Annotated in this window: 28 protein-coding genes and 1 tRNA gene; 19 read left to right on the top strand and 10 right to left on the bottom strand. The window is 73.0% G+C overall.

The genetic code is table 11. The features are described 5' to 3' along the window. The first annotated feature begins 30 nt into the window (after positions 1-30). Positions 31-960 (top strand): aldo/keto reductase, encoded by a 930-nt coding sequence (locus QDR37_RS01100; RefSeq protein ID WP_279711690.1) that lies wholly within the window; start codon positions 31-33, stop codon positions 958-960. A 138-nt stretch (positions 961-1,098) separates the two neighbouring features. On the opposite strand, the gene QDR37_RS01095 is transcribed toward QDR37_RS01100, so the two are convergent. Continuing rightward, positions 1,099-1,344 (bottom strand): BON domain-containing protein, encoded by a 246-nt coding sequence (locus QDR37_RS01095; protein WP_279711689.1) that lies wholly within the window; start codon positions 1,342-1,344, stop codon positions 1,099-1,101. 177 nt (positions 1,345-1,521) lie between these two features. Between QDR37_RS01095 and QDR37_RS01090 the strand changes: the two genes are divergently transcribed. The 4 genes from QDR37_RS01090 to QDR37_RS01075 all read left to right on the top strand — a co-directional run bounded on the left by QDR37_RS01090 (position 1,522) and on the right by QDR37_RS01075 (position 5,902). After that, positions 1,522-2,304, top strand: a complete 783-nt coding sequence (locus QDR37_RS01090; RefSeq protein ID WP_279711688.1) for a universal stress protein — start codon at positions 1,522-1,524, stop codon at positions 2,302-2,304. A gap of 96 nt (positions 2,305-2,400) precedes the next feature. Beyond that, complete coding sequence (locus QDR37_RS01085; protein WP_279711687.1) at positions 2,401-4,134, top strand: GAF domain-containing protein; 1,734 nt, start codon at positions 2,401-2,403, stop codon at positions 4,132-4,134. Positions 4,135-4,220: 86 nt separating this feature from the next. Continuing rightward, complete coding sequence (locus tag QDR37_RS01080; RefSeq protein ID WP_279711686.1) at positions 4,221-4,871, top strand: response regulator transcription factor; 651 nt, start codon at positions 4,221-4,223, stop codon at positions 4,869-4,871. Between the two features lie 158 nt (positions 4,872-5,029). Continuing rightward, positions 5,030-5,902, top strand: coding sequence for an LLM class flavin-dependent oxidoreductase (locus QDR37_RS01075; protein ID WP_279711685.1), 873 nt, complete (start codon positions 5,030-5,032; stop codon positions 5,900-5,902). Positions 5,903-5,918: 16 nt separating this feature from the next. Here QDR37_RS01075 and QDR37_RS01070 read toward each other — a convergent pair whose 3' ends face one another. Then, positions 5,919-6,398 (bottom strand): hypothetical protein, encoded by a 480-nt coding sequence (locus tag QDR37_RS01070; protein ID WP_279711684.1) that lies wholly within the window; start codon positions 6,396-6,398, stop codon positions 5,919-5,921. 94 nt (positions 6,399-6,492) lie between these two features. Here QDR37_RS01070 and QDR37_RS01065 point away from each other — a divergent pair, with 94 nt between their 5' ends. The 9 genes from QDR37_RS01065 (at position 6,493) to QDR37_RS01025 (ending at position 12,956) form a co-directional block, all read left to right on the top strand. Further along, positions 6,493-7,071 (top strand): DoxX family protein, encoded by a 579-nt coding sequence (locus QDR37_RS01065; RefSeq protein WP_279711683.1) that lies wholly within the window; start codon positions 6,493-6,495, stop codon positions 7,069-7,071. A gap of 176 nt (positions 7,072-7,247) precedes the next feature. Continuing rightward, a complete protein-coding gene (locus QDR37_RS01060; protein ID WP_279713530.1) occupies positions 7,248-7,709 on the top strand; it encodes a DNA starvation/stationary phase protection protein in 462 nt (153 codons plus the stop codon). 156 nt (positions 7,710-7,865) lie between these two features. Next, positions 7,866-7,939, top strand: a tRNA-Pro gene (locus tag QDR37_RS01055). A 61-nt stretch (positions 7,940-8,000) separates the two neighbouring features. Further along, a complete protein-coding gene (tig, locus tag QDR37_RS01050; RefSeq protein ID WP_279713528.1) occupies positions 8,001-9,431 on the top strand; it encodes a trigger factor in 1,431 nt (476 codons plus the stop codon). Between the two features lie 75 nt (positions 9,432-9,506). Further along, the gene (locus tag QDR37_RS01045) at positions 9,507-9,977 is read left to right on the top strand and encodes a GNAT family N-acetyltransferase (RefSeq protein ID WP_279711682.1); all 471 of its coding nucleotides are present in this window, start codon (positions 9,507-9,509) and stop codon (positions 9,975-9,977) included. Between the two features lie 117 nt (positions 9,978-10,094). Beyond that, positions 10,095-10,706, top strand: a complete 612-nt coding sequence (locus QDR37_RS01040; protein WP_279711681.1) for an ATP-dependent Clp protease proteolytic subunit — start codon at positions 10,095-10,097, stop codon at positions 10,704-10,706. A gap of 29 nt (positions 10,707-10,735) precedes the next feature. After that, the gene (locus QDR37_RS01035) at positions 10,736-11,413 is read left to right on the top strand and encodes an ATP-dependent Clp protease proteolytic subunit (RefSeq protein WP_279711680.1); all 678 of its coding nucleotides are present in this window, start codon (positions 10,736-10,738) and stop codon (positions 11,411-11,413) included. 108 nt (positions 11,414-11,521) lie between these two features. Next, positions 11,522-12,379: an alpha/beta hydrolase gene (locus tag QDR37_RS01030; protein ID WP_279711679.1), complete on the top strand. Its 858-nt coding sequence runs from the start codon at positions 11,522-11,524 to the stop codon at positions 12,377-12,379. After that, a complete protein-coding gene (locus QDR37_RS01025) occupies positions 12,372-12,956 on the top strand; it encodes a TetR-like C-terminal domain-containing protein (protein ID WP_279711678.1) in 585 nt (194 codons plus the stop codon). The genes QDR37_RS01030 and QDR37_RS01025 overlap by 8 nt, the downstream gene beginning before the upstream one ends. A 114-nt stretch (positions 12,957-13,070) precedes the next feature. Here QDR37_RS01025 and QDR37_RS01020 read toward each other — a convergent pair whose 3' ends face one another. Next, a complete protein-coding gene (locus QDR37_RS01020; protein WP_279711677.1) occupies positions 13,071-13,805 on the bottom strand; it encodes a class I SAM-dependent methyltransferase in 735 nt (244 codons plus the stop codon). Next, positions 13,802-14,851, bottom strand: a complete 1,050-nt coding sequence (locus tag QDR37_RS01015; protein ID WP_279711676.1) for an alpha-hydroxy acid oxidase — start codon at positions 14,849-14,851, stop codon at positions 13,802-13,804. Before QDR37_RS01015 ends, QDR37_RS01020 begins: the two co-directional genes overlap by 4 nt. A 177-nt stretch (positions 14,852-15,028) precedes the next feature. Here QDR37_RS01015 and clpX point away from each other — a divergent pair, with 177 nt between their 5' ends. Then, a complete protein-coding gene (gene clpX / locus QDR37_RS01010) occupies positions 15,029-16,306 on the top strand; it encodes an ATP-dependent Clp protease ATP-binding subunit ClpX (RefSeq protein WP_279711675.1) in 1,278 nt (425 codons plus the stop codon). 149 nt (positions 16,307-16,455) lie between these two features. Here clpX and QDR37_RS01005 read toward each other — a convergent pair whose 3' ends face one another. After that, entirely contained in the window at positions 16,456-18,504 is a 2,049-nt protein-coding gene (locus tag QDR37_RS01005) for a M3 family metallopeptidase (RefSeq protein WP_279713527.1), read from the bottom strand. 75 nt (positions 18,505-18,579) lie between these two features. On the opposite strand from QDR37_RS01005, the gene QDR37_RS01000 reads away from it, so the two are divergent. The 3 genes from QDR37_RS01000 to QDR37_RS00990 all read left to right on the top strand — a co-directional run bounded on the left by QDR37_RS01000 (position 18,580) and on the right by QDR37_RS00990 (position 19,991). Continuing rightward, complete coding sequence (locus tag QDR37_RS01000) at positions 18,580-19,203, top strand: helix-turn-helix domain-containing protein (protein WP_279711674.1); 624 nt, start codon at positions 18,580-18,582, stop codon at positions 19,201-19,203. Then, positions 19,200-19,424, top strand: coding sequence for a hypothetical protein (locus QDR37_RS00995; RefSeq protein ID WP_279711673.1), 225 nt, complete (start codon positions 19,200-19,202; stop codon positions 19,422-19,424). The genes QDR37_RS01000 and QDR37_RS00995 overlap by 4 nt, the downstream gene beginning before the upstream one ends. Positions 19,425-19,739: 315 nt before the next feature. After that, entirely contained in the window at positions 19,740-19,991 is a 252-nt protein-coding gene (locus QDR37_RS00990) for a hypothetical protein (protein WP_279711672.1), read from the top strand. A 72-nt stretch (positions 19,992-20,063) separates the two neighbouring features. Here the strand turns inward: QDR37_RS00990 and QDR37_RS00985 are convergent, their stop codons facing one another. From QDR37_RS00985 to valS, 3 genes are read right to left on the bottom strand one after another with little or no spacing between them, the layout of a single operon-like run. Next, on the bottom strand, positions 20,064-20,318 hold the full coding sequence (locus QDR37_RS00985) for a hypothetical protein (RefSeq protein WP_279711671.1): 255 nt from the start codon (positions 20,316-20,318) through the stop codon (positions 20,064-20,066). A gap of 2 nt (positions 20,319-20,320) precedes the next feature. Beyond that, entirely contained in the window at positions 20,321-20,767 is a 447-nt protein-coding gene (locus QDR37_RS00980) for a GNAT family N-acetyltransferase (RefSeq protein ID WP_279711670.1), read from the bottom strand. Continuing rightward, positions 20,764-23,373, bottom strand: a complete 2,610-nt coding sequence (gene valS, locus QDR37_RS00975) for a valine--tRNA ligase (protein WP_279711669.1) — start codon at positions 23,371-23,373, stop codon at positions 20,764-20,766. Before valS ends, QDR37_RS00980 begins: the two co-directional genes overlap by 4 nt. 155 nt (positions 23,374-23,528) lie before the next feature. Between valS and QDR37_RS00970 the strand changes: the two genes are divergently transcribed. Continuing rightward, on the top strand, positions 23,529-24,701 hold the full coding sequence (locus QDR37_RS00970; RefSeq protein WP_279711668.1) for an MFS transporter: 1,173 nt from the start codon (positions 23,529-23,531) through the stop codon (positions 24,699-24,701). A 4-nt stretch (positions 24,702-24,705) separates the two neighbouring features. Here QDR37_RS00970 and QDR37_RS00965 read toward each other — a convergent pair whose 3' ends face one another. Beyond that, positions 24,706-25,143 (bottom strand): VOC family protein, encoded by a 438-nt coding sequence (locus tag QDR37_RS00965; protein ID WP_279711667.1) that lies wholly within the window; start codon positions 25,141-25,143, stop codon positions 24,706-24,708. A gap of 85 nt (positions 25,144-25,228) precedes the next feature. Continuing rightward, positions 25,229-26,767: a phytoene desaturase family protein gene (crtI, locus tag QDR37_RS00960; RefSeq protein ID WP_279711666.1), complete on the bottom strand. Its 1,539-nt coding sequence runs from the start codon at positions 26,765-26,767 to the stop codon at positions 25,229-25,231. Positions 26,768-26,781 lie beyond the last annotated feature (14 nt).

Genomic DNA, 26,781 nt, shown 5'->3' with positions numbered 1-26,781 from the left:
CGCCGAGACGGCACACGGTAGGACAAGACCGTGAAGAACCTCCCCATCCCCGGATTCGACCTGCCCGTCTCGAACGTGGTCCTCGGCCTCATGCGGATCGACGAGATCTCCGCGGAGGAGGTGCGCACCCTCGTCGGCACCGCCCGCGACGAGGGCATCACCTTCTTCGACCACGCCGACATCTACGGCGCGCACGACCACGACTGCGAGCAGCGCTTCGGCGATGCGCTGCAGCTGAAGGCGTCGGACCGCGAGCAGATGATCATCCAGAGCAAGGTCGGCCTCCGCGACGGCTTCTGGGACTTCTCGAAGGAGCACATCCTCGAGAGCGTCGACGGCTCGCTGAAGGCGCTCCGCACCGACTACCTCGACGTGCTGCTGCTGCACCGCCCCGACACGCTGATGGAGCCGGAGGAGATCGCCGACGCGTTCGACGCCCTGCAGACCGCCGGCAAGGTGCGGCACTTCGGCGTCTCGAACCAGACGCCCGGTCAGATCGAGCTGCTGCGTCGCAGCGTCCGCCAGCCGCTGCTGTTCAACCAGGTGCAGCTGTCGATCACCCACGCGAACCTGCTCACGCAGGGCATCGCGGCGAACATGAACGGGCTCGACCAGTCCATCGACCGCGACAACGGGATCCTCGAGTACTGCCGCCTCAACGACATCACGCTGCAGGCGTGGTCGCCGTTCCAGAAGGGCTTCTTCGACGGCGTCTTCCTCGGCGACCGCGAGCACTACGCCGAGCTGAACGACGCCATCGACGACATCGCGAAGCGGTACGACGTCACGCCGACCGCGATCGCGGTGGCGTGGATCACGCGGCACCCCGCGAACATGCAGGTCGTCCTCGGCACGACGAAGGCGCAGCGCGTCAGGGAGTCCGCGGCCGGCTCGGACCTGCCGCTCACGCGCGAGGAGTGGTACCGGCTGTTCAGCGCGGCGGGGCATCTGCTGCCCTGACCACGGGAAGCGGGAGGGTGGGTCCGTCCAGGATGCCGCTTCGCGGACGGACCCACCGGAAGCACGACCGGAGTCGCCCGACGAGTCTCCGCGGGGGCCGCCCACGGCGGCACCCCTTCCGGGATCCGGCCACGTCTGCTACCGGGACGGCACCACCGTCCGCACGCCGGGCACCCCGAGCGCCGCCGCGACGACCGCGCGCAGGAGGACCTCGTCGTCCGGCAGGCCGCCGAGCCGCACCACGCCGTCGCGAGCGGCGACTGAGACCGGGCCGACGCGGCGCAGCACGGGGTGCGTGAGCACCGCCTCGACGCGTCGGCGAAGGTCCACGTCGGCGAGGTCGGGCGGGTCGAGGGTGACGTGCGGGAACGCGAGGACGGACATCGGGCCTCCTGGTGCGGGTCGACCACCGTCACCCGGGCGCTGCGGCCGAGGAAGGGTCGAAGGTCCCGTCGCGGGTCGCTCGCCGGGCTGCCTGGCCGGCCGGCCGGGACTTTGGACCCTTGGGCGCTCTCCGAACCGAGGGCGACGCTCGAGCGGGGCCGAGCGGATGGAGCAGGCGTGTTCGAGCGGGTTCTCGTCGCGTGGGACGGCTCGGAGCGAGCCCGGGACGCCGCGGAGTGGAGCGCGGACCGGCCGGCGACCCGCTCCGTCGTGCTGCTCCACGTCGACGACGGCGTCGCACCCGCACCGACGGCGCAGGACGCGGAGGAGGCCGCCCGCGGCCTGCGCGGCAGGCGTCCGGGCCTCGAGGTGCGCACCGAGGTCGTCCGCGGCGACCGCGAGTCGGAGCTCGCCCGGCATCGGCCGGACACGATGCTCGTGCTCGGTGTCGCGGGCTGCGACGCGATGCGCTTCCCGCTGCGGTACGGGCTCGCAGCGCGGCTCGTGGCGCACGCGGCAGTCCCGGTCGCGCTCGTACCGTCCGACGCGCGGGACCGGCACGGCGACGTCGTGGTCGGGTCCGACGGCACCGCAGCCTCGGAGGCCGCCGCGCTCGTCGCCGCCAGCGAGGCGGAGGATCTGCGGGCGCCGCTCGTCGAGATCGCCGTGCGGCACGGGGGAGCGGTCTACGACACCCGGCCGGAGGCGATCCGGATGCTGCAGCAGCAGCGGAGCAGCGTGCGCCGCTTCCTGCACCGGAGCGCTCGAGCGGGATCGGCAGCGCCCGGCGACGCGGTGCTCGAGCTGGCGGTCGCCGCCCGCGACGCGGCGCTGCTCGTGCTCGCTCGCGGCGAGGGCGGCGCGGGGCGCGAGCCGGTCGCGCACGAGATCGCGACCCGCATCAGCGCGCCGATGATCTTCGTGAAGGAGACGGATCTGCCGTTCGCCGCGACCGCCTGAGGGCGCCGGGAAGATGCGGGAAAACCCGCATGCCCCCGGCGGGGGCCCGTCCTACACTGACGAAGGTCCCCATCCCTTCGTCGCTAGGACGCCCGCATGTCCGAAGCGTCGCCGGTGGTCATCGACCCGCCCGACCCGCCGATCTCCTTCCCGGATCCACCGCGCGCCGAGCTGGATCGCAGGATCAGCGACCTCGTCGAGGCGGCGAACGAGGTGCTGCTCACGCAGGGGCGGCTGCGGGTCCTGCTCCGAGCGAACCAGGCGATCGTCAGCGAGCTCGACCTCGCGGCGGTGCTGGACCGCGTCGTCGACGCCGCGCGCGACCTCACAGGAGCCCGCTTCGGTGCCCTCGGCCTCGTCGACGACCGCGGTGCGCTCGACCAGATCGTCCAGTCGGGGATGACGGAGGAGGAGGTCACCGCCATCGGCGGTCTGCCCGTCGGGACCGGCCTGCTCGGCGCGGTGATGCACTCCCGCGACCCGGTCCGGCTCGACGACTACCGCACCCACCCGCAGGCCGGCGAGCTGCCCCCCGGGCACCCGCCCGTGCACGACTTCCTCGGCGTCCCGGTCCGCGTGCGCGGCGTGCTCTTCGGCAGCCTCTACCTCGCCGGGCAGCCCCGCGGGGCCTTCTCCGAGGAGGACGAGCAGCTCGTCCGCTCGCTCGCCTCGACCGCGGGCTTCGCGATCGCGAACGCCCGGCTCTACTCCGACATGCGGCACCGTCAGCAGTGGGCGGCGGCGTCGGCCGAGGTCACGGCGCACCTGCTCGCGCCGGGCGACGGCAACCCGCTCACCCTCGTGGCCGACCGGGTGCTCGAGCTCGCCGACGCCGACAGCGTGTTCGTCACGATGCTCGACGACGACCCCGAGCGCATCAACATCGTCGAGGTGCGCGGCAGCGATCCGACGGGACGGCTCGGCCGGACCGTCCGCACGCGGGGAAGCGCCTCGGAGCCGGTGCTGCGCACCGGCGAGCCGCGCCGGCTCGACGAAGCAGCGACGGACGCGCTCGGCGTGTCCTACCTCAAGGAGTTCGGGCCGCTCCTGATCCTGCCCCTCAGCACCGGGACACGCGTGCTCGGCACCCTCGTCGTGGCCCGGCGCCGCGGCCGGCGCAACTTCAGCGAGGCCGACGCCGCGATGGCGCTCGACTTCGCCGGCCGCGCGGGCGTCGCGCTCGAGCTGCACGCGGCCCGGAACGACCAGGAGCGCATGCTGCTGTTCGAGGAGCGCAGCCGGATCGCCCGCGACCTGCACGATCGCGTGATCCAGCAGCTCTTCGCCACGGGCATGCAGCTGCAGAGCGTGCTCGGCACCATGCCGCCGGGGCGAGGCGCCGACCGGGTCGATGCGGCGGTGAGCAGCCTCGACGCGGCGATCGCGCAGATCCGCCGGGTGATCTTCACCCTCTCGACGACCGACCACGTCGGCCCCGGGGAGACCGCGCGGCAGCGGCTGCTCGACCTGCTCCGCGAGCTCGGCGCCTCGCTGTCGCTCGAGCCCGCGCTGTCGTTCGCGGGGCCCGTCGACGGCGTCGTCGACGCCGCGCTCGGCGACGAGCTGCTCGCCGTCGTCACCGAGGCGGTCACGAACGCGGTGAAGCACGCGCACGCCGCGTCCGTCTCCGTCGCGGTGTCGGCCGGGGCCGACGGGCTCACCGTCGTCGTCACGAACGACGGGCCGCCGCCCGCCTCCGACGGACGCCGCAGCGGCCTCGCGAACCTCGAGGAGCGCGCCCGCCGGCGCGGCGGCTCGATGGTGCTCGCCGCCGACGGAGGACGGACCGCGCTCACCTGGACCGTGCCGCTGCCGGAGTCCGCGACGTGAGCGCGCCAGTGCCGAAAGGCCCTGGACCGGGGCAGGGGCGGCCGTCAGGATCCCGACCAGCCCCGTCTTCCCAGAACGGACGCAGCATGCCGGACCCCACGACCGTGTTCCTCGTCGACGACCACGAGCTCGTGCGGCGTGGCGTCGCCGAGCTGCTCGAGGGGGACCCGGGCATCCGCGTCGTGGGCGAGGCCGAGACGGTGGAGCAGGCGCGCGGCCGGATCCTCGCGGTCCGCCCCGACGTGGCCCTGCTCGACGTGCGGCTGCCGGACGGCAGCGGCATCGACCTCTGCCGCGACCTCTCGAGCGCTCTGCCCGAGGTGCGCTGCATCATGCTCACCGCGTACGACGACGACGAGGCGATGGTGTCGGCGGTCATCGCGAACGCCGCCGGCTACGTGCTGAAGGACATCCGCGGCAGCGGCCTCATCGACGCCGTCCGGACGGTCGCAGCGGGCCGGTCCGCGCTCGACGCGGGGCTCGTGCGCGCGGTGCGCAGCCGCCTGCGCGACCAGTCCGAGGACCCGCGGCTCGCCTCGCTCGGGCCGCGCGAGCGCGACGTGCTCGCGCTCATCGCCGACGGGCTGACGAACCGTCAGATCGGGGTCCGGCTCGGCCTCACCGAGAAGACCGTGAAGAACTACGTGTCCAGCCTGCTCGCGAAGCTCGGGCTGCAGAGCCGCACGCAGGCGGCGGTGCTCCACCTCGGGGCCCACGCCGCCGACCACCGCCACTGACGCGCGCCCGCCTTCGCGGATCCGGAGTTCTCCCGCGGATCCGGAGTTCTGCGACGACACGCCGCGCTCCGAGGGGTGCCCTCGGCGTGTCGGCCGGGAACTCCGGATCCGCGAGCAGGGCCAGCGAAGCGCGCAGCGGAGCAGGCCAGGATGGAGGCGTGACCAGCGTCGGTGCGATCTTCCTGCCCTCGATGCCGCCCGAGCGCCTGCGCTCGATGGCGCTCGCCGCGGACGAGTCGGGGCTCGAGCAGCTCTGGCTCTGGGAGGACTGCTTCAAGGAGAGCGCCGTCGCGAGCATGGCCGCCGCCCTGGCCTGGACCTCCTCGGTGCGGCTCGGTGTCGGCCTCATGCCGGTGCCCATGCGCAACGTCGCGACGACGGCGATGGAGGCGGCCACCCTCGACCGGCTGTTCCCCGGCCGCGCGATCGTGGGGGTCGGGCACGGCGTGCTCGACTGGATGGGTCAGATCGGTGCTCGGGCCGCCTCGCCGCTCACCCTGCTCGGCGAGTACCTCGACGCGCTGCGGGCGCTGCTCGCGGGGGAGACCGTCACCACCGAGGGCCGCTACGTGCGGCTCGACGGCGTCGCGCTCGACCACCCGCCGGCCGCGCCGCTCAAGGTGCTCGCCGGCGCCGAGGGCCCGAAGACCCTCGAGCTCGTCGGTGCGAAGGCCGACGGCGTGATCCTCACCGGCGGCACGACCCCCGACCAGGTCCGCCTCGCCCGCGAGCGCATCGACGCCGGCCGCGAGCGCGCGGGCCGCACCGACCCGCACGAGATCGTGAGCTACGTGATCGTCGCCACCGGCGACGGCGCGGCCGAGCGGCTCGAGGCGGAGCGCGGCCGGTGGGGGTTCCCGCAGGGTGCGGACGTCGGCGTGACGGGCGACGCGGCCGCGATCGCCGAGGGGCTCTCGCGATGGGTCGATGCGGGCGTCGACACCGTCGTGCTGCAGCCGACCGCGGACGAGCCGGACCCGGAGGGCCTTGTCCACCTCCTCGGCGAGGAGGTCCGGCCCCTGCTCGCGTGAGCGGCCGTCGAGGGGCTCAGGGCAGGCGGCAGGGGAAGGCGATGCGCGCGATCCGATCGTCCGGAGCGGCGGCGTCCACGTCGCCGAGGTAGACCTCCCGGGGCGCTCCCGTCGTCTCGCCGCCCCGCTGCTCGATCCAGGCCACGACCGCGTCGTACGCGCGGAGCACGCCGGGGTACTCGAGCTGGGCCCGGCTGATCGTGGTGAAGGCCTCGTCGTGCGCAGGCTCCGTGCGGTGCTCCGCGGCGACGCGCGAGACGTCGCCGTCGACGGGGGTGCAGGCCTCGACCGGCCCGTCCTCGTCCTCGCTCACCGGCCCGTGGAAGACCGCGAACGGCGCGCCGGCGATCGCGGCGGCGGAGCCGACCGCGGCACGCTGGCGCTCGAACGCGCCGCGCACGAAGTCGGCGAGCGCATCGACGCGCAGCCGGCGCTGCTCCGTCAGCACGGTGCGCTCCGGCACCCTCTCCACGGCCACCTCGAAGGCATCGCCCATGCCGCGAGTGTGGTCGCCGGGCCTGCCGACTCCCGGGGAATCGATCAGGCGGGGTCAATACCGTCGGGGCAAGCCGATTCGGAAGGAGCCCCTCATGGACTTCGGCAAGCTCGTCGTCCGCCTCGTCGTCGGCGGATTCTTCACCGCGCACGGCCTGCAGAAGCTGCGCGGCTCGTTCGGCGGGCCCGGCATCGAGGGCACGACGCAGATGATGCAGGCGCTCGACATGCACCCCGCTCGCCGCAACGCGTTCGCGGCCGCGCTCAGCGAGACGCTCGGCGGCGCCGGCATCGTGCTCGGGGCCGGCACGCCGTTCGCCTCGGCGGCGCTCATCGGCACCATGGCCACGGCGATCCGCAAGGTGCACGCCCCGAACGGCCCGTGGAACGCGAGCGGCGGCTGGGAGTACAACGCCGTGCTCATGGCGGTGGTCGCGGGTCTCACGAACGACGGCCCCGGCGACATCTCGTTCGACGCGCTGCTCGGGCACCGCCGCTGGGGTCTGCCGTGGAGCCTCTTCGCGCTCGTCGCCGGCATCGGCGGCTCCGCCGCGGCGATCGAGGCCGGCCGTCGCAGCGCGCCCGAGGGCGGCGACGGCGGCTCGAGCACGCCGCAGTCGACCGACGACGCGAGCGAGGGCGCGACCGCCGAGTCCGCCGACGCGGGCATCTAGCGCGTCCATCGGCGGCGTTCAGGCCGCGTCCACCCGCACCTCAGCCGCGCTGGTTCTACTGGGAGGCACCGCCGGTCTCCGTGAGCCCGGCGGAGCCGACAGGAGGAGAACAGCCCATGACCGACACGAAGGACACGAAGCTCCGCACCGACATCGTCTCGGTGCCGCAGGCATCGATGGACATGGAGACCGTCAACAAGGTCCTCCAGTACCTGTCGCCGATCGTGGTGAACTGCCAGGCCCTCGTCATCGACGGCAAGCAGGCCCACTGGCACGTCCGCGGCGTCAACTTCATCGCGGTGCACAAGCTGCTCGACAAGGTCGTGCAGCACGCGCAGGCCTACGCCGACGCGGCCGCCGAGCGGGTCGTCGCGCTCGGCCTCCCGGTCGACGCGCGCCTCGCGACGGTCGCGGCGAAGAGCACGCTGCCCGAGATACCGGACGGCTTCCACAACTACGACGTGATGATCAGCCAGGTCGTCGGCCAGATCGACGCCACGCTGAAGGTCGTCCGCGACGCGATCGGGGGGCTCGACGACAGCGACCTCTCGAGCCAGGACGTCTGCATCGAGATCGAGCGCGGGATGGTCGAGGACCGCTGGTTCCTCGCCGCGCACCTCGCGGGCAACCAGGGCTGAGCGGCAGGGCGACGAGGGGCGGGGTCCCGAGCGGACCCCGCCCCTCAGCCGCGTCCGGCTGACCCCGCTACACTCGACGCGGCCGATCCGCCCTCGAGGCGGAGCGGTGCGAGCGGGCAGCCGCGGGCACGCTCCGCGTACGCCGTCAGCGGGCCGCGGGGCGTAGCTCAGCTTGGTAGAGCGCCCGCTTTGGGAGCGGGAGGCCGCAGGTTCGAATCCTGTCGCCCCGACTCAGGCAGCAGGAAGCACACGGATGCGAAGGGTCGCATCCCGAAAGGAAACGTGACCGCCATGGTCGTGACGACCGTCGAGAAGCTGAGCCCGACGCGGGTGAAGCTCGCCATCTCCGTGACGCCGGAGGAGCTCCGGCCGAGCATCACGCACGCCTACGGCCACATCGCCGAAGAGGTGCAGATCCCCGGCTTCCGCAAGGGCAAGGTGCCGCCGCCCATCATCGACCAGCGCGTCGGCCGCGGCGCGGTGCTCGAGCACGCGGTGAACGAGGGCCTCGACCGCTTCTTCCGCGAGGCCGTCGAGGCCAACGACCTCCGGCCGCTCGGCCGCCCCGAGGCCGACATCACCGAGTGGCCGGACGCGAAGGACTTCTCGGGCGACCTCAAGGTCACCGTCGAGGTCGACGTGCGGCCCGAGATCCAACTGCCGGCGCTCGACGGCGTCACCGTCGCGGTCGAGCCGGTCGAGGTGACCGACGAGGACGTCGCGAACGCGGTCGACGAGCTGCGCAGCCGCTTCGGCACCCTCGTCACCGTCGAGCGGCCCGCGAAGTCGGGCGACTTCGTGCAGATCGACCTCGTCGCCGTCATCGGCGACGAGCAGGTCGACTCGGCGAACGCCATCTCGTACGAGATCGGCTCCGGCGAGCTGATCGAGGGCATCGACGACGCGCTCGACACCCTTACCGCCGGCGAGACCACCACCTTCCGCTCCACGCTGCTCGGCGGCGACCACGAGGGCGAGGAGGCCGAGATCACGGTCACCGTCCTCTCCGTGAAGGAGCGCGAGCTGCCCGAGCTCGACGACGAGTTCGCCCAGATGGCGAGCGAGTTCGACACCCTCGACGAGCTCCGCGCCGACGTGCGCTCGCAGGTCGAGCGGCAGAAGGCCTTCGGGCAGGTGTCCGAGGCCCGCGACAAGGTCGTCGACGCGCTGCTCGCGCAGGTCGAGGTGCCCGTGCCGCAGCAGCTCATCGACGACGAGGTCACCCGTCACCTCGAGGCCGAGGGCCGTCTCGAGGACGACGTGCACCGCGCCGAGGTCGCCGAGTCGAGCGAGAAGGCGTTCCGCTCGCAGCTGCTGTTCGACACGATCGTCGAGGCCGAGAACATCACCGTGTCGCAGGACGAGCTCGCGCAGTTCCTCGTGCAGAGCGCGCAGCAGTACGGCATGCAGCCGCAGGAGTTCGTCGAGGTGCTGCAGCAGAACAACCAGCTGCCGTCGATGATGAGCGAGGTCGCGCGCAGCAAGGCGATCAGCGTGCTGCTCGGCCGCGTGAAGGTGCAGGACACCACCGGCAAGCCCGTCGACCTCAGCGACTTCGTCGTCACCGACTCGCCGCAGGACATCGCCGACGAGGAGACCGACGAGCCCGTCGAGGTCGTCGCCGAGGCCCCGGTGCCCGCCGACGACGCGGCGCCCGCTGCGGCCGCCGCGGAGCCCGAGGCGAAGCCCAAGCGCTCGCGCGCGAAGACCCCGAAGGCCTGACCCGCCTTCCCCGACGGGGCCCGGTGCTGCCTGCGCCGGGCCCCGTCGGCGTTCCGGCCCTATACGGTTCCGGACGTGACGACGCTGCAGCCGCTCCGGGTGCGTGAAGCCGGCGCAGGCGACATCGAGGCGATCGCCCGGGTGATGCTCGACGCGCGCAGGGCGGCGGGGGAGCGCTTCCCGCCCTCGGTCCACGACGACGCCGAGCTCGTGCCGCACCTGCTCCGCGATGTGCTGCCGGTCGCGGAGGCGTGGGTGGCGGAGCGGGACAGCCGGGTGGTCGGGGTGCTGGTCCTCGAGAACGATCTGCTCGACTCGCTCTACGTCACCCCCGACGCGCAGGGCCGGGGCATCGGGACCGGCCTGCTCGCGCTCGCGAAGGAGCGCCGTCCGGAAGGGCTCCGGCTGTGGGTGTTCGTGAGCAACGAGCCCGCCCGCGCGCTCTACGAGCGCCACGGCTTCGTCGTGATCGGCGGCTCGGACGGCGAGGCGAACGAGGAGGGAGCCCCCGACCTGCTGCTCGCCTGGTCGCCGACGTCCGGCTGATGCCGAGCGATCGCTCAGCGGCTCCGGGTCTGCCTGCGGCGAACACGGCGGGACGAGCAGGGACCGCTCACTAGCGTTGTCGTCGATCCTGAACCACACGAATGGAAGTCGAACCACATGGCCGACATGAGTCCTCAGCCCAGCGTCTTCGACCGCCTCCTGCGCGATCGCATCATCTGGCTCGGCAGCGAGGTGCGCGACGAGAACGCGAACGAGATCGCGGCCAAGCTGCTGCTGCTCGCCGCGGAGGACAGCGAGCGCGACATCTACCTCTACATCAACTCGCCCGGCGGCTCGATCACGGCCGGCATGGCGATCTACGACACGATGCAGTTCGTGCCGAACGACATCGTCACGGTCGGCATCGGCATGGCCGCCTCGATGGGGCAGCTGCTGCTCACCGCGGGCACGAAGGGCAAGCGCTACATCACGCCGAACGCCCGCGTGCTGCTCCACCAGCCGCACGGCGGGTTCGGCGGCACCTCGTCCGACATCCAGACGCAGGCGCAGCTCATCATCGACATGAAGAACCGGCTCGCGCAGATCACCGCGGAAGCCACGGGCAAGACCGTCGAGCAGGTCAACGCCGACGGCGACCGCGACCGCTGGTTCAGCGCCGAGGAGGCCCTCGCCTACGGCTTCGTCGACCACATCCGCGCCTCGGCCGCCGACGTCACCGGTGGTGGCGGCACCGACCAGGCGCAGACCGTCAGCGCCGCGAACCTCTGACCGCCGAGCCGAACAGACAGGACCCCTTCATGCAGACCCCCACGTTCCAGGCGGCCGGCTCGCTGCCGATGATGCCGTCGTCCCGCTACATCCTCCCGAGCTTCGAGGAGCGCACGGCCTACGGCTACAAGCGGCAGGACCCGTACGCGAAGCTGTTCGAGGACCGCGTCGTGTTCCTCGGTGTGCAGATCGACGACGCCTCGGCCGACGACATCATGGCTCAGCTGCTCGTGCTCGAGAGCCAGGACCCCGACCGCGACATCATGATGTACATCAACTCGCCCGGCGGCTCGTTCACGGCGATGACGGCCATCTACGACACGATGCAGTACATCCGCCCGCAGATCTCGACCGTCGTCCTCGGCCAGGCCGCGTCGGCCGCAGCGGTCATCACCGCTGCCGGCGCGCCCGGCAAGCGGCTCGCGCTGCCGAACGCGCGCATCCTCATCCACCAGCCGGCCACCTCGGGCGGCAGCGGGGGCCAGGCGAGCGACATCGAGATCCAGGCGGCCGAGGTGCTGCGCATGCGCACCTGGCTCGAGGAGACGCTGTCGAAGCACTCGAACCGCACCGTCGAGCAGGTCAACCGCGACATCGAGCGCGACAAGATCCTGAACGGCCAGGAGGCCCTCGAGTACGGCCTGGTCGACCAGGTGCTCACCACGCGCAAGCAGGCACCGGCCACCCCGGCGCTCGCACGGGCGTAGGCATCACCCCTTCCGAAGGGCGGGACCATCCGGTCCCGCCCTTCGTCGTTCCCCGGCGCCGCCTGAGTGCCCTTGCTCCGCAGGGCTAATGCTATTAGCATGCTTGCTATGAACATGAGCGGGACGGGCGCCGTGCGGCTGCTCCAGCGGCCCGAGGGTCGCATCGCGTACACCGACGAGGGCGCTGGGCCCCTCGTGCTCCTCGTGCCCGGCATGGGGGACCTCCGTTCCGTCCACGACGGCCTCGCGGCACATCTGCTCGGCGCCGGCTGTCGCGTCGTGGCGGCGGACGTCCGGGGGCACGGCGACAGCGACGCCACCTTCTCTGATGCGGGCGATTCCGCCACCGCCTCCGACCTCGTCGCGCTGCTCGACGCCCTCGACGAGCCCGCGGTGGTCGTCGGGAGCTCGTTCGCCGGTTCCGCCGCGGTGATCGCCGCCGCCGAGCGACCGGATGCCGTCGCCGCGCTCGTGCTGATCAGCCCGTTCCTCCGGGAGCCCACGTCGCCCGCGGTGATGCGGCTGAACCGCCTCCTCTACCGTGCGCTGTTCGCTCGGCCCTGGGGCGTCGCGGCCTGGGCGTCCTACTACGTCCGCGTGCTGAACCGGGGGCGTGCGCCCGAGGGCCTCGCGCAGCACGTCGCCGAGATCCGCGCATCGCTCCGCCGTCCCGGCCGGCTCGCCGCGTTCCGGCGGCTGGCTGTGCGGCTCGACCACCACGAGGTCGAGCCGCACCTCGACGGGGTCCACGCCCCGGCGCTGGTCGTCGTCGGTGATCGCGACCCCGACTACCGCGACCCCGCCGCGGAGCTCGCGTGGATGGGGCGGCGGCTCTCCGCCCGGACGCTGCTCGTGCCGGAGGCCGCGCACTACGCCCACGCGCAGCGGCCGGACATGGTGCTGGCCGCCGTCGACGACTTCCTCGGCGGGCTACGGCCCGGTGGGGGAGGCTGGGCCCGTGGCTAGGGCCGGGCTGTCGCGCGACGCGGTGGTCGATCTCGCCGTGCGTCTCATCGACGAGGCGCCCGGCTCCGCCGACCGGCTGACGCTCGCGGCCGTCGCCGCCGAGGCGGGCGTCGCGGTCCCGAGCCTCTACAAGCACATCACTTCGCTCGCCGACCTGCGGCGGGCCGTCGCGCTGGTCGCGCTGCGCGAGCTGGTCCGGCGGTCCGCCGCGGCCACGGTCGGCCGCTCCGGACCCGATGCCCTCCGTGCGCTCGGAACCGCGATCCGTGCCTACGCGCGGGAGCATCCGGGTCTCTACTCCGCGGCCCAGGTCTCACCGGAGGCGGACGACCCTGCGAGCGCCGAGCTCGCCGCCGCGGCGCTCGATGCCGTGGAGCTGGTCGCCGCGGTGCTGCGGGGGTTCGCTCTGCCCGAGACGCGGCTCGTCGACGCGGTGCGGGTGGTGCGCTCCGCCGTCCACGGGTTCGTCCTGCTGGAACGCGCCCACGGCTTCGGCATGCCCGAGGACGTCGACCGCAGCTTCGACGCGCTGCTCACGGTGCTCGTCGACGGGGTCGCCGCGCTCGCCCGGTCCTAGCCGTCCGTCCTCCACCTGCGGCACTCGCGGCGTTCCGGCTTCCGCACCGGGTTCAGTGGACACGCCGCCGCGGACTGCGAAGCCGGGACGCCGTGGTCATCGCGGCGCAGCCGCTCAGACGCGGGTCGCGACGAGGACGAGCTCGAGGCCGGGACGGTCGGGCGCCTCCCGCACGTCTTCGACGGCGAATCCCGCGGCCGCGAGGGACGTCTCGAGCTCCTCCTGCGTGCGGAACCGCAGCGTCGAGTGCGACACGAGCGCCTCGCCCTCGCGCGGGAAGCGATAGGTGGTGCGGAACGACACGAACGGGAGCTCGACGCGCGTGACCTCGCCCTCCGTCGTCACCTCGCCCACGCCCGGGACCGACCGGCGCAGCAGGCTGTGCTGCGGCGTCCACCCGAGCCACGCCCGCGCCTCGGGGCGCCGGCTCTCGAGGACGAGGGTGCCGCCCGGCCGCAGCGCGCGAGCGATGCCGGCGAGCGTCGCCGCCCAGTCGTCGTCGGTGAGGAACACCTGCGCGACGTTGCCCGTCATCACCGCGGCCTCGACCTGCAGCAGCGGTGGCAGCGTCGTCGCGTCGCCGAGCAGCCAGCGCACCCGGCCGGCGCCGGGCTTCGCACGAGCGACGTCGAGCGACGCCGCGGCGGGATCGACGCCGGTGACCTCGATGCCGCGCTCGGCGAGCCGGAGCGCGAGCACGCCGGTGCCGCAACCGACGTCGAGCACCGAGCGCGCGCCGCGCTCCTCGAGCAGCGCCACATAGGCGTCGAGGTCGTCCCGCCGGTCGTCGAAGACGTCGTAGAGAGCCGCGAGGCGCGGGTCGGCGAAGTGCGGGTCGGGGCCTCTCACGCCGGCACGACGAGGTCGGGCGTGAGGTCGGCGAGGGCCGGGGCGCCGAGCAGGTCCATCGCGGTGACGAGCTCGCCGTGGAGGGCGTCGAGCACCGCCCGGACGCCGCGCTCACCGCCGGTGGCGAGCCCCCACATCACCGGGCGGCCGACGAACGCCGCCCGGGCGCCGAGCGCGATCGCCGTGGCCACGTCGATGCCGCTTCGCAGGCCCGAGTCGACGTACACCTCCACCTCGTCGCCGACCGCCTCGGCGACCTCGCGCAGCGCGTACGCGCTCGGCACGGAGGTGGCGAAGGCGCGCGCCCCGTGCGTCGAGACGAGCACCGCGTCGGCTCCCGCGTCGACGACGCGGCGGGCGTCGTCGCCCCGGACGACGCCCTTCACGACGATCGGCAGCCCGCTGCGCTCCCGCAGCCAGCCGATGGCGTCGAGACCCAGGGACCGGTCGAACCAGCCGCCCTCGCCCCGCGCCCGCTCGCGGACGTCGGGATCGAGGTTCGTCAGCCGTTCGGCCTCGGGGGAGAGCGGCCACTCCATGGGGTCGACCGAGTAGGTCGCCTCAGGGGACGGGTGGTGCAGGCCGGTGATGTCGACCGTGAGGATCAGTGCTCTCGCGCCCGCCGCGACGGCGCGATCGACGAGCTGCTCGGGGATCGCGCGGTCGCGGAACAGGTAGACCTGGAACCACCACGGCGCACCCGTCGCCGATACGTCGTCGAACGGCACCGCGGTGTTCGTCGAGACGCCGAGCAGCGACCCGAAGCCGGCTGTCGCGCGGCCCGTCGCCCGCTCGCCCAGGGGATCGGCGGCGACCTGCTGCGCCATCGGTGCGACCAGCACCGGGCTCGCCACCGGCGTGCCGAGCACGGCGGTCGCGGTGTCGGTGCCGCCCGCGCCCCGGAGCACGCGCGGCCGGTGCAGGAACCTCGCCCACGCGTCGACCGACCGCTCGACCGAGTCGGGTCCGGCCCCGGCGCGGAAGTAGTCGTAGACATGCGGAGGCAGCCGATCCGCGGCCCTCCGCTCGAGATCGAGGACGTCCATCCCCGCATCCTCCCGTGCTGCGCCGACGACGCTCCGCCAGGTCCGCATGCGGCGCCGCTCGCCGACGTCGGAGATCCGCCCTGCGTGTCGCGAAACGCGCCGCGACACGCTGCTCCCGGCTCCTGTGCAGCGGGTTAGAGTCGACGCACCGTCACCGGACCAGGGGGAGAGACGCGTATGGCTCGAATGGGCGAGAGCGCCGACCTGCTCAAGTGCTCCTTCTGCGGGAAGAGCCAGAAGCAGGTTCAGCAGCTGATCGCGGGCCCCGGTGTGTACATCTGCGACGAGTGCGTCGAGCTGTGCAACGAGATCATCGAGGAGCGCCTCGCCGAGGCCGCCGACGACAGCCCCAACGACTTCGACCTGCCGAAGCCCAAGGAGATCTACTCCTTCCTCGAGGAGTACGTCATCGGCCAGGAGGCGGCGAAGCGCGCCCTGTCCGTCGCCGTCTACAACCACTACAAGCGCGTCCGCGCCCGCGGCAGCCTCGCGCCGGCCGACGCGATCAAGGACGACATCGAGATCGCGAAGTCGAACATCCTGCTGATCGGCCCCACCGGCTGCGGCAAGACCTACCTCGCGCAGACCCTCGCGAAGCGGCTCAACGTGCCCTTCGCCGTCGCCGACGCCACGGCCCTCACCGAGGCGGGCTACGTCGGCGAGGACGTCGAGAACATCCTGCTCAAGCTGATCCAGGCCGCCGACTACGACGTCAAGCGGGCCGAGACCGGCATCATCTACATCGACGAGGTCGACAAGATCGCCCGCAAGGCCGAGAACCCGTCGATCACGCGCGACGTCTCGGGCGAGGGCGTGCAGCAGGCGCTGCTGAAGATCCTCGAGGGCACCACGGCGAGCGTGCCGCCGCAGGGCGGTCGGAAGCACCCGCACCAGGAGTTCATCCAGATCGACACGACGAACGTGCTGTTCATCGTGGCGGGCGCGTTCGCCGGGCTCGAGCAGATCATCTCGCAGCGGGTCGGCAAGAAGGGCATCGGCTTCGGCGCCCAGCTGCACTCGAAGCTCGACGACAAGATCCTCTTCGGCGAGGTGCTGCCCGAGGACCTGCACAAGTTCGGGCTCATCCCCGAGTTCATCGGCCGCCTCCCGGTCGTGACCACCGTGCTGCCGCTCGACCGCGACGCCCTCATGGAGATCCTCACCGAGCCGAAGAACGCGCTCATCAAGCAGTACCAGCGCATGTTCGAGCTCGACGGGGTCGACCTCGAGTTCGACCGCGGCGCCCTCGAGGCCATCGCCGACCTCGCCGTGCTGCGCCAGACCGGCGCGCGCGGCCTCCGGGCGATCCTCGAGGAGGTGCTCGGCCCCGTGATGTTCGAGGTGCCGTCGTCCACCGACGTCGCCCGCGTCGTCATCACCCGCGACTCGGTCATCGAGAACGCGGCACCGACGATCGTGCCGCGCAAGCGCCTCCGCCAGGAGAAGAGCGCGTAAGACGCTGGTGCTGCGAAGGCGGGTCCCGGACTCCGGGGCCCGCCTTCGTCGTTCCCGCGTCACCACCGGTCCGGTCGGCAGCAGCGGACCCCTCGGGTCCGGGTTCCGTGCCGGATCGCCGCTCCGCCGGATCGGTGGCGGGAGCGGCGTCAGGCGAGGCCGCGGCGCTCGAGCAGTGGCTCGATCGCGGCGTCGCGGCCGCGGAACTCGCGGAAGGCCTCGAGGGGATCCCGGGAGCCGCCCGCGGCGAGCACCACGGAGCGGAAGCGGTCGCCGTTCTCCCGCCGCAGGCCGCCGTGCTCCTCGAACCAGCGGACCGTGTCGGCGTCGAGCACCTCGCTCCAGATGTACGCGTAGTAGGCGGCCGAGTAGCCGCCGGAGAAGACGTGGGCGAAGTAGGTGGACGAGTAGCGGGGCGGCACCTCGGGCAGGTCGAGCCCCGCCGCGGCGAGCGCGTCGCGCTCGAACGCGGCGACGTCGGTCACCGCCTCGGCGGCCTCGACGTCGAGCCGATGCCACGCCTGGTCGAGCGCCGCCGCCGCGAGGTACTCCGTCGTGGCGGCGCCCTCGCCGAAGCGGCGTGCTTCGCGGATCCGGTCGGCCAGCTCCGCCGGCATCGGCTCCCCGGTGTCGATGTGTCGGGCGTAGCCAGCGAGCACCTCCGGCCAGAGCGCCCACATCTCGTTCACCTGGCTCGGGAACTCGACGAAGTCGCGGGGCACGTTCGTCCCGGCGAGCGTGGGGAACGTCACGGTGGCGAAGAGCCCGTGCAGGGCGTGCCCGAACTCGTGGAAGAGCGTCTCGGTGGTGTCGAGCGTGAGCAGGGTCGGCTCGCCCGGCGGCGGCTTCGGCACGTTGAGGTTGTTGATGACGACGGCCTGGTCCTGCCCGAGCAGCCCGACCCGGTCGACGAGCGAGTTCATCCAGGCGCCGCCGCGCTTGGTCGGCCGCGTGTAGAGGTCGAGCAGGTAGAGCCCGAGCACGCGCTCCTCGTCGCGCACCTCGAAGACCCGCACCTCCGGCAGGTACCCGGCGAGGTCGTCCCGCTCCGTGAGGGTCAGCCCGTAGAGCTCGTGCGCCGCGCGGAAGACGCCGTCGCGGAGCACCCGCTCGGCCTCGAGGTAGGGGCGCAGCGCGTCGGTGTCGACGTCGAAGCGCGCCCGCCGCTCGCGCTCGGCGAGGTAGGCCTGGTCGGCCGCGGTGGGGTCGCCTGGGAGCCCGGCGTCGGTGGCCCGCCGCTGGAGCGCCCCCACCTCGTCGCGCGCGTTGCGGACCGCGGGCGGCACGAGCCGCTCGAGCATCGCGGTGACGGCGGCGGGCGTGCGGGCGGTCTCGTCGGCCGTGACCACGGCGGCGTGGTCGGGGAAGCCGAGCAGACGTGCCCGACGCGCGCGCAGCCGCACGATCTCGAGCAGCACGGGGCGGTTGTCGTGCTCGCCGTCCCGGCCGCCGCGGGCGAGCGAGGCGGCGAGCAGCCGCTCCCGCACGTCCGCCCGCTCGAGCGAGGCGAGCGCCGGCTGCATCGTCGGCAGCACGAGGGTCAGCAGCCAGCCGTCCAGCCCGCGCTCCCGGGCGGCAGCGGCGGCCGCCGAGACGAGGTCGGCGCCGAGTCCCGCGAGCTCGGCCTCCTCGGTGAGGTGCAGGGCGAGGTCGTTCGTGTCGGCGACGAGGTTCGCGTCGAACCGGGTCGTCAGCTCCGACAGGCGCTCGTTCAGCGTCCGCAGCTCGTCCTTGGCGCTCGCCTCGAGGCCGGCGCCCGCGAGCACGAACTCGGTGCGGATGCGTTCGGCGAGGTAGCGCTGCTCGGGATCGAGCGCCTCGCGCCCGGCCCAGACCGCCTCGATGCGGGCGTAGAGGCGCCCGTTGAGACGCAGCGCGTCGGCGTGGGCGGCGAGCCGCGGCGCGATCAGCGCCTCGAGCTCGCGGATGAACGGGGTCGCGTCCGCGGAGGCGAGGGTGAAGAACACCGCGGACACCCGGCGCAGCACGTCGCCGCTCGTCTCGAGCGGCTCGAGGGTGTTCGCGAACGAGGCCGGCTCGTCGACCGCCACGATCCGCGCCACGGCGACGAGCTGGTCCGCCATGCCCCGCGTGAACGCGGGCTCGTAGTGCTCGGGCCGGATCGTGGTGAAGGGCGGCAGACCGGCGGGGAGGGTGCTCGGCTCGAGGAAGGGGTTGTCCGTCACCCCCACGAGCATACGGAGGGGCTTCACCAACAACTCGTTGCAAAGATCCGCGTGCAAAGAACCATTTGCAGTGGTAGCGTTGCGATCATGGCGGGTGAGCAGCACAGCGAGGCGAGACAGGTCGGTGTCGAGGCCCTCAAAGCGCTCGCGCACCCGCTGCGCGTCCGGCTGTTCAGCGCCCTCAGCAGCTACGGGCCGGCCACGGCGAGCGCGCTCGCCGCCCGGCTCGGCGAGTCGAGCGGTTCGACGAGCTACCACCTGCGCCAGCTCGAGAGGCACGGCTTCGTCCGCGAGGACGTGAGCCGCGGCAACGCCCGCGACCGGTGGTGGGAGCGCGTGCCCGGCCCGATCGAGCTCGAGAGCGCATCCGAGGCCGCAGGCCCCGCCGGCGCCCTCATCGAGGCCGAGTTCCAGAAGGTCGAGAACGAGCGCCTCGCCGACTACCTGCGTGCCCGCGACGAGCAGCCCGAGGAATGGCGCCGCGCCACCCAGATCTCCTCGGCCACGCTTCGGCTCAGCGCCGACGAGCTGCTCGAGCTGGGGGAGCGGTTCGACCTGCTGATCGACCGCTACCGCGGCCGCCCCGACGACGGGCGAGGACGACGACGCATCGACGTGCACTTCCGTGCGTTCCCGGTCGTCGACCCCGGTCCGTCCCGATCCCAAGAACCACGAACCGATCCGGAGTCCCCGGAAGGAGCACAGCCATGACCATGACCGCACCGAACTCGCGCCACGCCGGCGCGCAGATCGTCGACAGGCGCCCTCTCGATACGCCGCGCGTCTCGCTCGTGGATCGCACCCTGATGCAGGTCGGGCTCGCGCTGCTGCTGCTCGGCGAGCGCCGCGCCGCGGCTCCGCGACCTGCCGGACGGGCCCGCATCGACACCGCCGGCCGCCCGACCGCGGAGATCTTCCGTCAGTTCTGCTGAACCTCTTGTCACGGCGAGCGCCGACGCGCTACGGTCGACCGCTCGCCGGAATCAGGAAGGAGGCGAGGAACATGACCATCGAGAAGCTCTGGATCTGCTCCCGCCCCGCCGCCGGCCCGATCGCAGCACGCTGACCTCAGCGCCGCATCGCATCCCGCCCGGGGACGCTCCCCGCTGACCGCTGCGCCTTCTGAGTCGCCGGTCCCGCGTCGCGCTCGTCGACGCGCCCCCCGCCCGATCGAGGGCGACCGCTCCGCCACGCCCGTGCGCGGACACCCGGCTGCGGTCCGCAGCCAGCGAAGAAGAGGAACCATCATGCCCACGACATCCGTGGCTCCCGGCGTGCGGGAGGTCGACGCGACGTGGCGGGACCAGGAGCTGCCGCCCCTCAGCGCGGTCGACCGGCTCGCGCTCCGCGCGGGCGTCGCCCTCATCCTGTGGGGACGCCGTCACGCGCTCGTCGCCGACCGGCGCGAGCAGGCGCGGCTCGCCGGCACCGCCGACGTGCTCGACCGCGAGCGCACCGCGGTGCTCGAGCGCCGCGTCGCCGCCGGCCCCGTCCGATGACCGACCGCACGACGAAGCAGGAACGCCCCGCCTCCCTCGACAGGGAGACGGGGCGTTCCGCGTCTCTGAGCCTCAGTCCTCGGCGGTGTCGAGCTCGACGCTCGTGATGAGCGCGGCGTCCTCGCCGGGCACCATCCGCACCCGGGTGCCGTCGTCGAGGTCGACGAGCGGCCGGTCCTCGAGGTAGGTGAGCGTCCAGCCCCAGCCGCGGGTGTCCTGACCCGCCGAGCGGAGCTCCTCCTCCACGGCGCGGATCGAGGCGCGCATGGCCTCGGGCAGCGTGCCGGGCGCGGCCTGGCCGACGCCCCAGCGGGTGCCGAGCCGCACGATCAGGCGACCGGCAGGTCGTGCAGCACCCAGCCGCCCGTCGAGGCGGCGAACTTGTCGAAGAGCGCCTTCGCGGCCGCGTCCTCCGGCTTCGCGAGCCAGCGCACCGACGAGCGGTGCTCCTCCTCGCTGCGGGTGCGGATGTGCTCGATGAGCGCGGTCGCGACGCCCTGCCGGCGCGAGCGCTGCGCGACGTAGACGTCCTCGATCATCGTCGCGGTGTCGCCCTGCAGCAGCCGGGTCACGGTCTCGAAGTGCGCGAGCCCGACGACCTTGCCGAGCGCGTCGGTGGCGAGCACGCCGTGCGCGTCGTCGGTCTGCAGCCGCGTCCAGATGCGCATCACGTTCTCGTCGGAGAGCTCGACGTGCGCGTCGGCGCCGAACTCGAGCAGCAGCTCGTACCAGGCGAAGAAGTCGCGCTCGGTCAGCGGCTTGATGGTCACGGTCATGACCGGCCCCCCTGTTCCGTGTCGGGTGATGCGAACACGACGTCGGTGACCGCGACGCTCCCGCTCCCGTCGCCGAACGACAGGGCCGAGATGCGCCCTGCCGCCCCCACGTCGCCGGCCACGAGTGCGAGCCGGGAGACGGCGTCCTCGGGGCCGGTGATGCGAGCCGATGCTACCGGCGTGCGCTGCGACACCTTGGCATCGGTCTTGGCGCGTCGGATCCCGATCAGGGCCGCGCTCGCGGCCTCGAGCACGGCCGGATCGCCGTCCACGCGGAGCGGCTCGGGCCACGCCGACACGTGCACCGAGCCCTCGTGCGCCCAGCGCCACGCCTCCTCCGTCGCGAACGGCAGCACCGGCGCGAGCAGCTTGAGCAGCGTGTCGAGGGCGAGGCGCAGCGCCGAGATCGCCGAGTCGCGGGCCGCCTCGTCGTCGCCGTACGCGCGGTCCTTCACGAGCTCGATGTGGTCGTCGCAGAACGTCCAGAAGAACGGCTCGACCGCCTCGAGGGCGCGGGCGTGGTCGTCGGCCTCGAACGCGGCGGTGGCCTGCTCGATCACGACGTCGAGCGCCGCGAGCATGGCGAGGTCGAGCGGCTCGGTGACGGCGCCGACCTCGGCGGTCGGGTCGCCGAGCCCGAGGATGAACTTCGCCGCGTTCAGCACCTTGATCGCGAGCTTCCGCCCCTTGCGCATCTGCGTCGGGTTCGTCACGTCGAGCGCCGCGTCGGTGCCGAGCCGGCTCGACGCCGCCCAGTAGCGCACGGCGTCCGAGCCGTGCTGGGCGAGGATGTCGGCGGGCGTCACGACGTTGCCCTTCGACTTCGACATCTTCTTCCGGTCCGGGTCGACGATGAAGCCGCTGATGGTCGCCGTGCGCCACGGCAGCGCGCCGTGCTCGAGCTCGCTGCGCAGCAGGGTCGAGAACAGCCAGGTGCGGATGATGTCCTGCCCCTGCGGGCGCAGGTCGAACGGGAACACCGCGTTCCAGAGCCGCTCGTCGCGGAGCCAGCCGCCGGCGAGCTGCGGGGTGAGGGACGACGTCGCCCAGGTGTCCATCACGTCGACCTCGCCGACGAAGCCGCCCGGCTTCCCGCGCTGCTCCTCGGTGAACCCCGGCGGCACGTCGCTCGACGGGTCGATCGGCAGCGCCTCGGCCTCGGGCGTCAGCACCGCGTCGTAGCGGGGGTCCCCCTCGTCGTCGAGCCGGTACCAGACCGGCAGCGGCACGCCGAAGAAGCGCTGCCGCGAGACGAGCCAGTCGCCGTTCAGGCCCGTGACCCAGTTCTCGAACCGCACGCGCATGAACTCGGGGACGAAGTCGAGCTCGCGGCCGCGCTCGAGCAGCCGTTCGCGCAGCGCCTCGTCGCGGGCGCCGTTCACGAGGTACCACTGCCGGGTCGACACGATCTCGAGCGGGCGGTCGCCCTTCTCGAAGAACTTCACGGGGTGCGTGATCGGCTTCGGCTCGCCCTGCAGCGCGCCGGACTCGCGCAGCTGCTCGACCACCGCGGCGCGCGCCGAGAACACGGTCTTGCCGGCGAGCTGCGCGTACGCCGCCCGGCCGGCGTCGCTGTCGATGGCGGCCGGCGGCTCGGCGATGAAGCGGCCGTCGAAACCGATCACCGTGCGGGTGGGCAGGTCGAGCTCGCGCCACCAGGTGACGTCGGTCAGGTCGCCGAAGGTGCAGATCATGGCGATGCCGGTGCCCTTGTCGGGCTGCGCGAGCCGGTGCGCCACGACCGGCACCTCGACGCCGAACAGCGGCGAGCGCACGGTGCGGCCGACGAGGTCGCGGTACCGCGCGTCCTCGGGGTGGGTCACGAGCGCGACGCACGCGGGCAGCAGCTCGGGACGGGTCGACTCGATCACCACGTCGCCGTCGGGGCCCGCGAACGCGATCGCGTGGTACGCCCCCGGCTGGTCGCGGTCCTCGAGCTCGGCCTGGGCGACGGCGGTGCGGAACGTCACGTCCCAGAGGCTCGGCGCCTCGGCCTGGTACGCCTGGCCGCGCTCGAGGTTCTTGAGGAACGCGCGCTGCGAGATGGCGCGGGCGTCCTCGCCGATGGTGCGGTAGGTCTGCGTCCAGTCGACGCTCAAGCCGAGCGTGCGCCAGACCTCCTCGAACTTGCGCTCGTCGTCGACGGTGAGGCGCTCGCAGAGCTCGATGAAGTTGCGGCGCGAGATCGGCCGCTGGTCGGCCGCCTTCGCGCTCTTCGCGGCGCCCTCGGCGGGTGGCGTGAACTCGGGGTCGTAGGGCAGCGACGGATCGCAGCGCACGCCGTAGTAGTTCTGCACGCGGCGCTCGGTGGGCAGGCCGTTGTCGTCCCAGCCCATCGGGTAGAACACGCGCTTGCCGCGCATCCGCTGGAACCGCGCGATCAGATCGGTGTGCGTGTAGCTGAAGGCGTGCCCGATGTGCAGCGAGCCCGACGCGGTCGGCGGCGGGGTGTCGATCGAGTAGACGCCCTCACGGCCGCCCTCCACGCCGGGGAAGCGGTGGACGCCCTCCTGCTCCCAGACCGCGGACCACTTGGTCTCGAGGCCCTCGAGGGCCGGCTTGTCGGGCACGGCGGCGGACGTCGGTCGGTCTGCGGCGAGGGTCATGACGGTCTCCTGGAGCGATATGTGCGGCACCGTGTCGGTCCCGGACGTCGCCGGGGGTGCCTGACTGTGGGCCCCGAAGGGCTGCCTCCAGGGTAGGGGACGGGGCGCCTGCGGCCGCGTGGGAAGGTGCCGAGCGAGCGCCTAGCGTTGAGGACGTGCGCGGCGGGGGATGGCGGAGGGTCGTGCCCGCCATCGCGATGCTCGGCTGGGGCGGCAACCACTTCACGCCGCTGCTGCTGCTCTACCGGCAGCACGAGGGATACACCTCCGTCGAGGTGGACCTGCTCTTCGCGCTCTACGTGCTCGGCATCGTCCCCGGCTTCCTCGTCAGCGGGCCGCTCTCCGATCGCTACGGGCGGCGGCCGCTGCTGCTCGCGGGCGTGGCGCTCGGCTGCGTCGGCAGCCTCGTGCTCGCGTTCGGCGCCGCGTCGGTGCCGGTGCTCGGCGTCGGCCGCTTCGTCTCGGGCGTCAGCGTCGCCGTCGCGATGGTCGTCGGCAGCAGCTGGATCAAGGAGCTCTCCGCCGCCGACCACGTCCCCGGGCCGGTCGCGGCCCGGCGCGCGTCGCTGACCCTCACCGCCGGCTTCGGACTCGGGCCCGCCGTCTCCGGGGTGCTCGCGCAGTGGGGTCCCGCGCCGACGCTGCTGCCGTACCTCGTGCACGTGGCGCTCACCCTCGCGGTCACCCCGCTGCTGCTCCGCGCGGCCGAGACGCGGCACGGCGCCGACCGCTCGCGGCCGCTGCTCGCCGATCTCGGCGTGCCCCGGGACGTGCGCCGACGCTTCCTCACCGTCGTCGCGCCGGCCGCGCCCTGGGTGTTCGGCTCCGCGGGGCTCGCCTTCGCCGTCACGCCCGCGCTCGTCGCGTCGCGGACGGGCGCCGACGCGGTGGTCTACGCCACGCTGCTCGCGGTGGTCGCACTCGCCTTCGGGGCGGGCATCCAGCAGGTCGCGATCCGCATCGGACGGTGGACCGGCGGGCGGCAGCTGCTGCTCGGCCTCGCGCTCGCGGTGCTCGGCACCCTGCTCGCTGCCCTCGAGGCGGTGCTGCTCTCCCCGCCGTTCGGCCTGCTCGTCGCGGCGGTGCTCGGCTGCGCGTACGGGCTCTGCCTCGTGTCCGGGCTCACCGAGGTGCAGCGGATGGCCCGGCCCGACGACCTGGCCGGCGTCACCGCGGTCTACTACAGCCTCACCTACGTCGGGTTCGTCTTCCCGGTGGTGCTCGCGGCGCTCGCGCCGCTCGCGCCCGAGGCCCTGCAGCTCGTGGTGCTCGCGGCGCTCACGCTCGCCGCCGCGATCCCCGTGGCGCGGAACCTCCGCCGCGCCTGACCACTCACTGCAGGCAGAACTCGTTGCCCTCCGGATCGCGCAGCTGGTAGTAGCGCTCCTCGAACGGGCCCCACCGCTGGTCGACGAGACGAACGACCTCGGCGCCGAGCGCCACGAGACGGTCCTTCTCCGCGTCCAGCTCGTCGCGGCTCGGCGGCCGGCCGGGCGTCGCGGACACGTCGAGGTGCATCCGGTTGCGCTCGCCCGGCGACTTCGGCCGGTCGGCGTGCTGGAAGAGCAGCCGGGGTCCTGCACCCGCCGGATCCTCCGCGAGCCCGCGCTTCGCGAGCTCGCCCTCGGTGAGGCCGCCGGCGAGCAGCTGCTGCTTCAGCTCGCCCTCGAACCGCCGCTCCGCGTAGCCGAGCGCCGCCGCCCAGAACGCGGCGAGCCGCTGCGGATCGACCGCGTGCACGGTGACGTTGCCGACCTTCGAGACCGCCATGCCGACCTCCTCCTCCTCCATCCCGATCGCAGCACACGCCGGAGCCGCGCGCCAGGTCCGGTCCCCAGGAACCGGCGTTCAGAGGTCACGCGTCGACGGGGGAGAGGAGGCGCTCGAGCGGTGTCGAGGAGCGGTCACCGACGATCCGCTTGTAGGCGAGCTGCGCCGAGAGCAGCACGACCGGCATGCCGATGCCCGGGTTCGTGTTCGCGCCGACGAAGTAGAGGTTCCGCACCTTCCGGCTGCGGGTGTCCGGCCGGAAGATGGCCGTCTGCGTGATCGTGTGCGCGAGGCCGAGCGCCGAGCCGCCGTAGGCGTTGTACCGGGCGGCGAAGTCGCGGCCGCCGAAGACCCGGCGGTACCGGATGCGCCTCGCGAGGTCCGGGATGCCGAGCTCGCGCTCCATCAGGGCGACGATCGCGTCGGCGTGCCGATCGAGGTCCGCCTCGGACACGTCGAGCCGCGGCGGCACGGGCACCGTGACGAAGAGGTTCTCCATGCCCTGCGGCGCGACGGTCGGGTCGGTGACGCTCGGCGCGCAGACGTAGAGCGACGGGTCGTCAGGCCACTCGGTCCGCTCGAAGACCTGCGCGACGTTGTGGCGCCAGTCGCGCGAGAGCAGCAGGTTGTGGTGCGTCAGCTCCGGCACGCGCCCCTCGACGCCGAGGTAGAGCAGCAGCGCCGACGGCGCGAGGGTCCGGTTCCGCCACCACCGCTCGGAGAAGCCGCGGGCCGAGGGCGGCAGCAGCTCGGTCTCGGTGTGGTGGATGTCCGCGTTCGAGACGACGAGATCGGCCTCGACGCGCTCGCCGTCCTCGAGCACGACGCGGCGGGCGCGGCCGCCCTGCACCTGGATCTCGCGCACGGGCGCGTCCGTGCGGTACTCGACGCCCAGACCGCGGCCGATGCGCACGAGGGCCTCGACGACCTCGTGGATGCCGCCGCGGGGGTAGTAGACCCCGAGCTCGAAGTCGATGTGGCTCATCATGCTGTAGAGCGCAGGGGTGTTGTACGGCGAGGAGCCGAGGAACACGAGCGAGTACTGCATGATCCGCTGCAGGTCGGCGGTGCGGAAGAACCGCTTCACGTAGCGGTCCATGCTCGAGAGCACCGCGAGGCCACGGCCCGCCTTCGCGAGCTCGGGGTCGAACAGGTCCCCGATGCCGCCGTAGTTCTTCTGCATCAACCGGGTGACGGCGACGTCGTACTGCGTCTTCGCTCGGGCGAGGTAGTCGCGCAGCCGCGGGCCGGCGCCCGGCTCGAGGCGCTCGAGCGCCGGGATGTCGCGCTCGAGGTCGGAATGGATGTCGATCGTGCGGCGGTCGCCGAGGAACAGCCGGTAGCTCGGGTCGAGCCGCACCAGGTCGAGGTGCTGCTCCACCGGCTCGCCGATGAGGTCGAAGAACCGCGCGAAGACGTCGGGCATGAGGTACCAGGAGGGCCCCATGTCGAACACGAAGCCCTCCGCCTCGAACCGCGCCGCCCGGCCGCCGAGCGACTCGTTCTTCTCGAGCACGACGACCCGCCGGCCCGTCCTCTGCAGGAGGATCGCGAGCGCCAGCCCGCCGAGGCCGCCGCCGACGATCACGACGCGCTCGTTCCCAGCGTGGTCGGACGGTGCCACCGCAGGATTCCTTC

This window comes from Amnibacterium sp. CER49, assembly GCF_029846255.1.
Taxonomy (GTDB): Bacteria; Actinomycetota; Actinomycetes; order Actinomycetales; family Microbacteriaceae; genus Amnibacterium.
The sequence above is the reverse complement of the archived record's forward strand: the minus strand, read 5'-3'. Positions and strand labels throughout refer to the sequence as shown.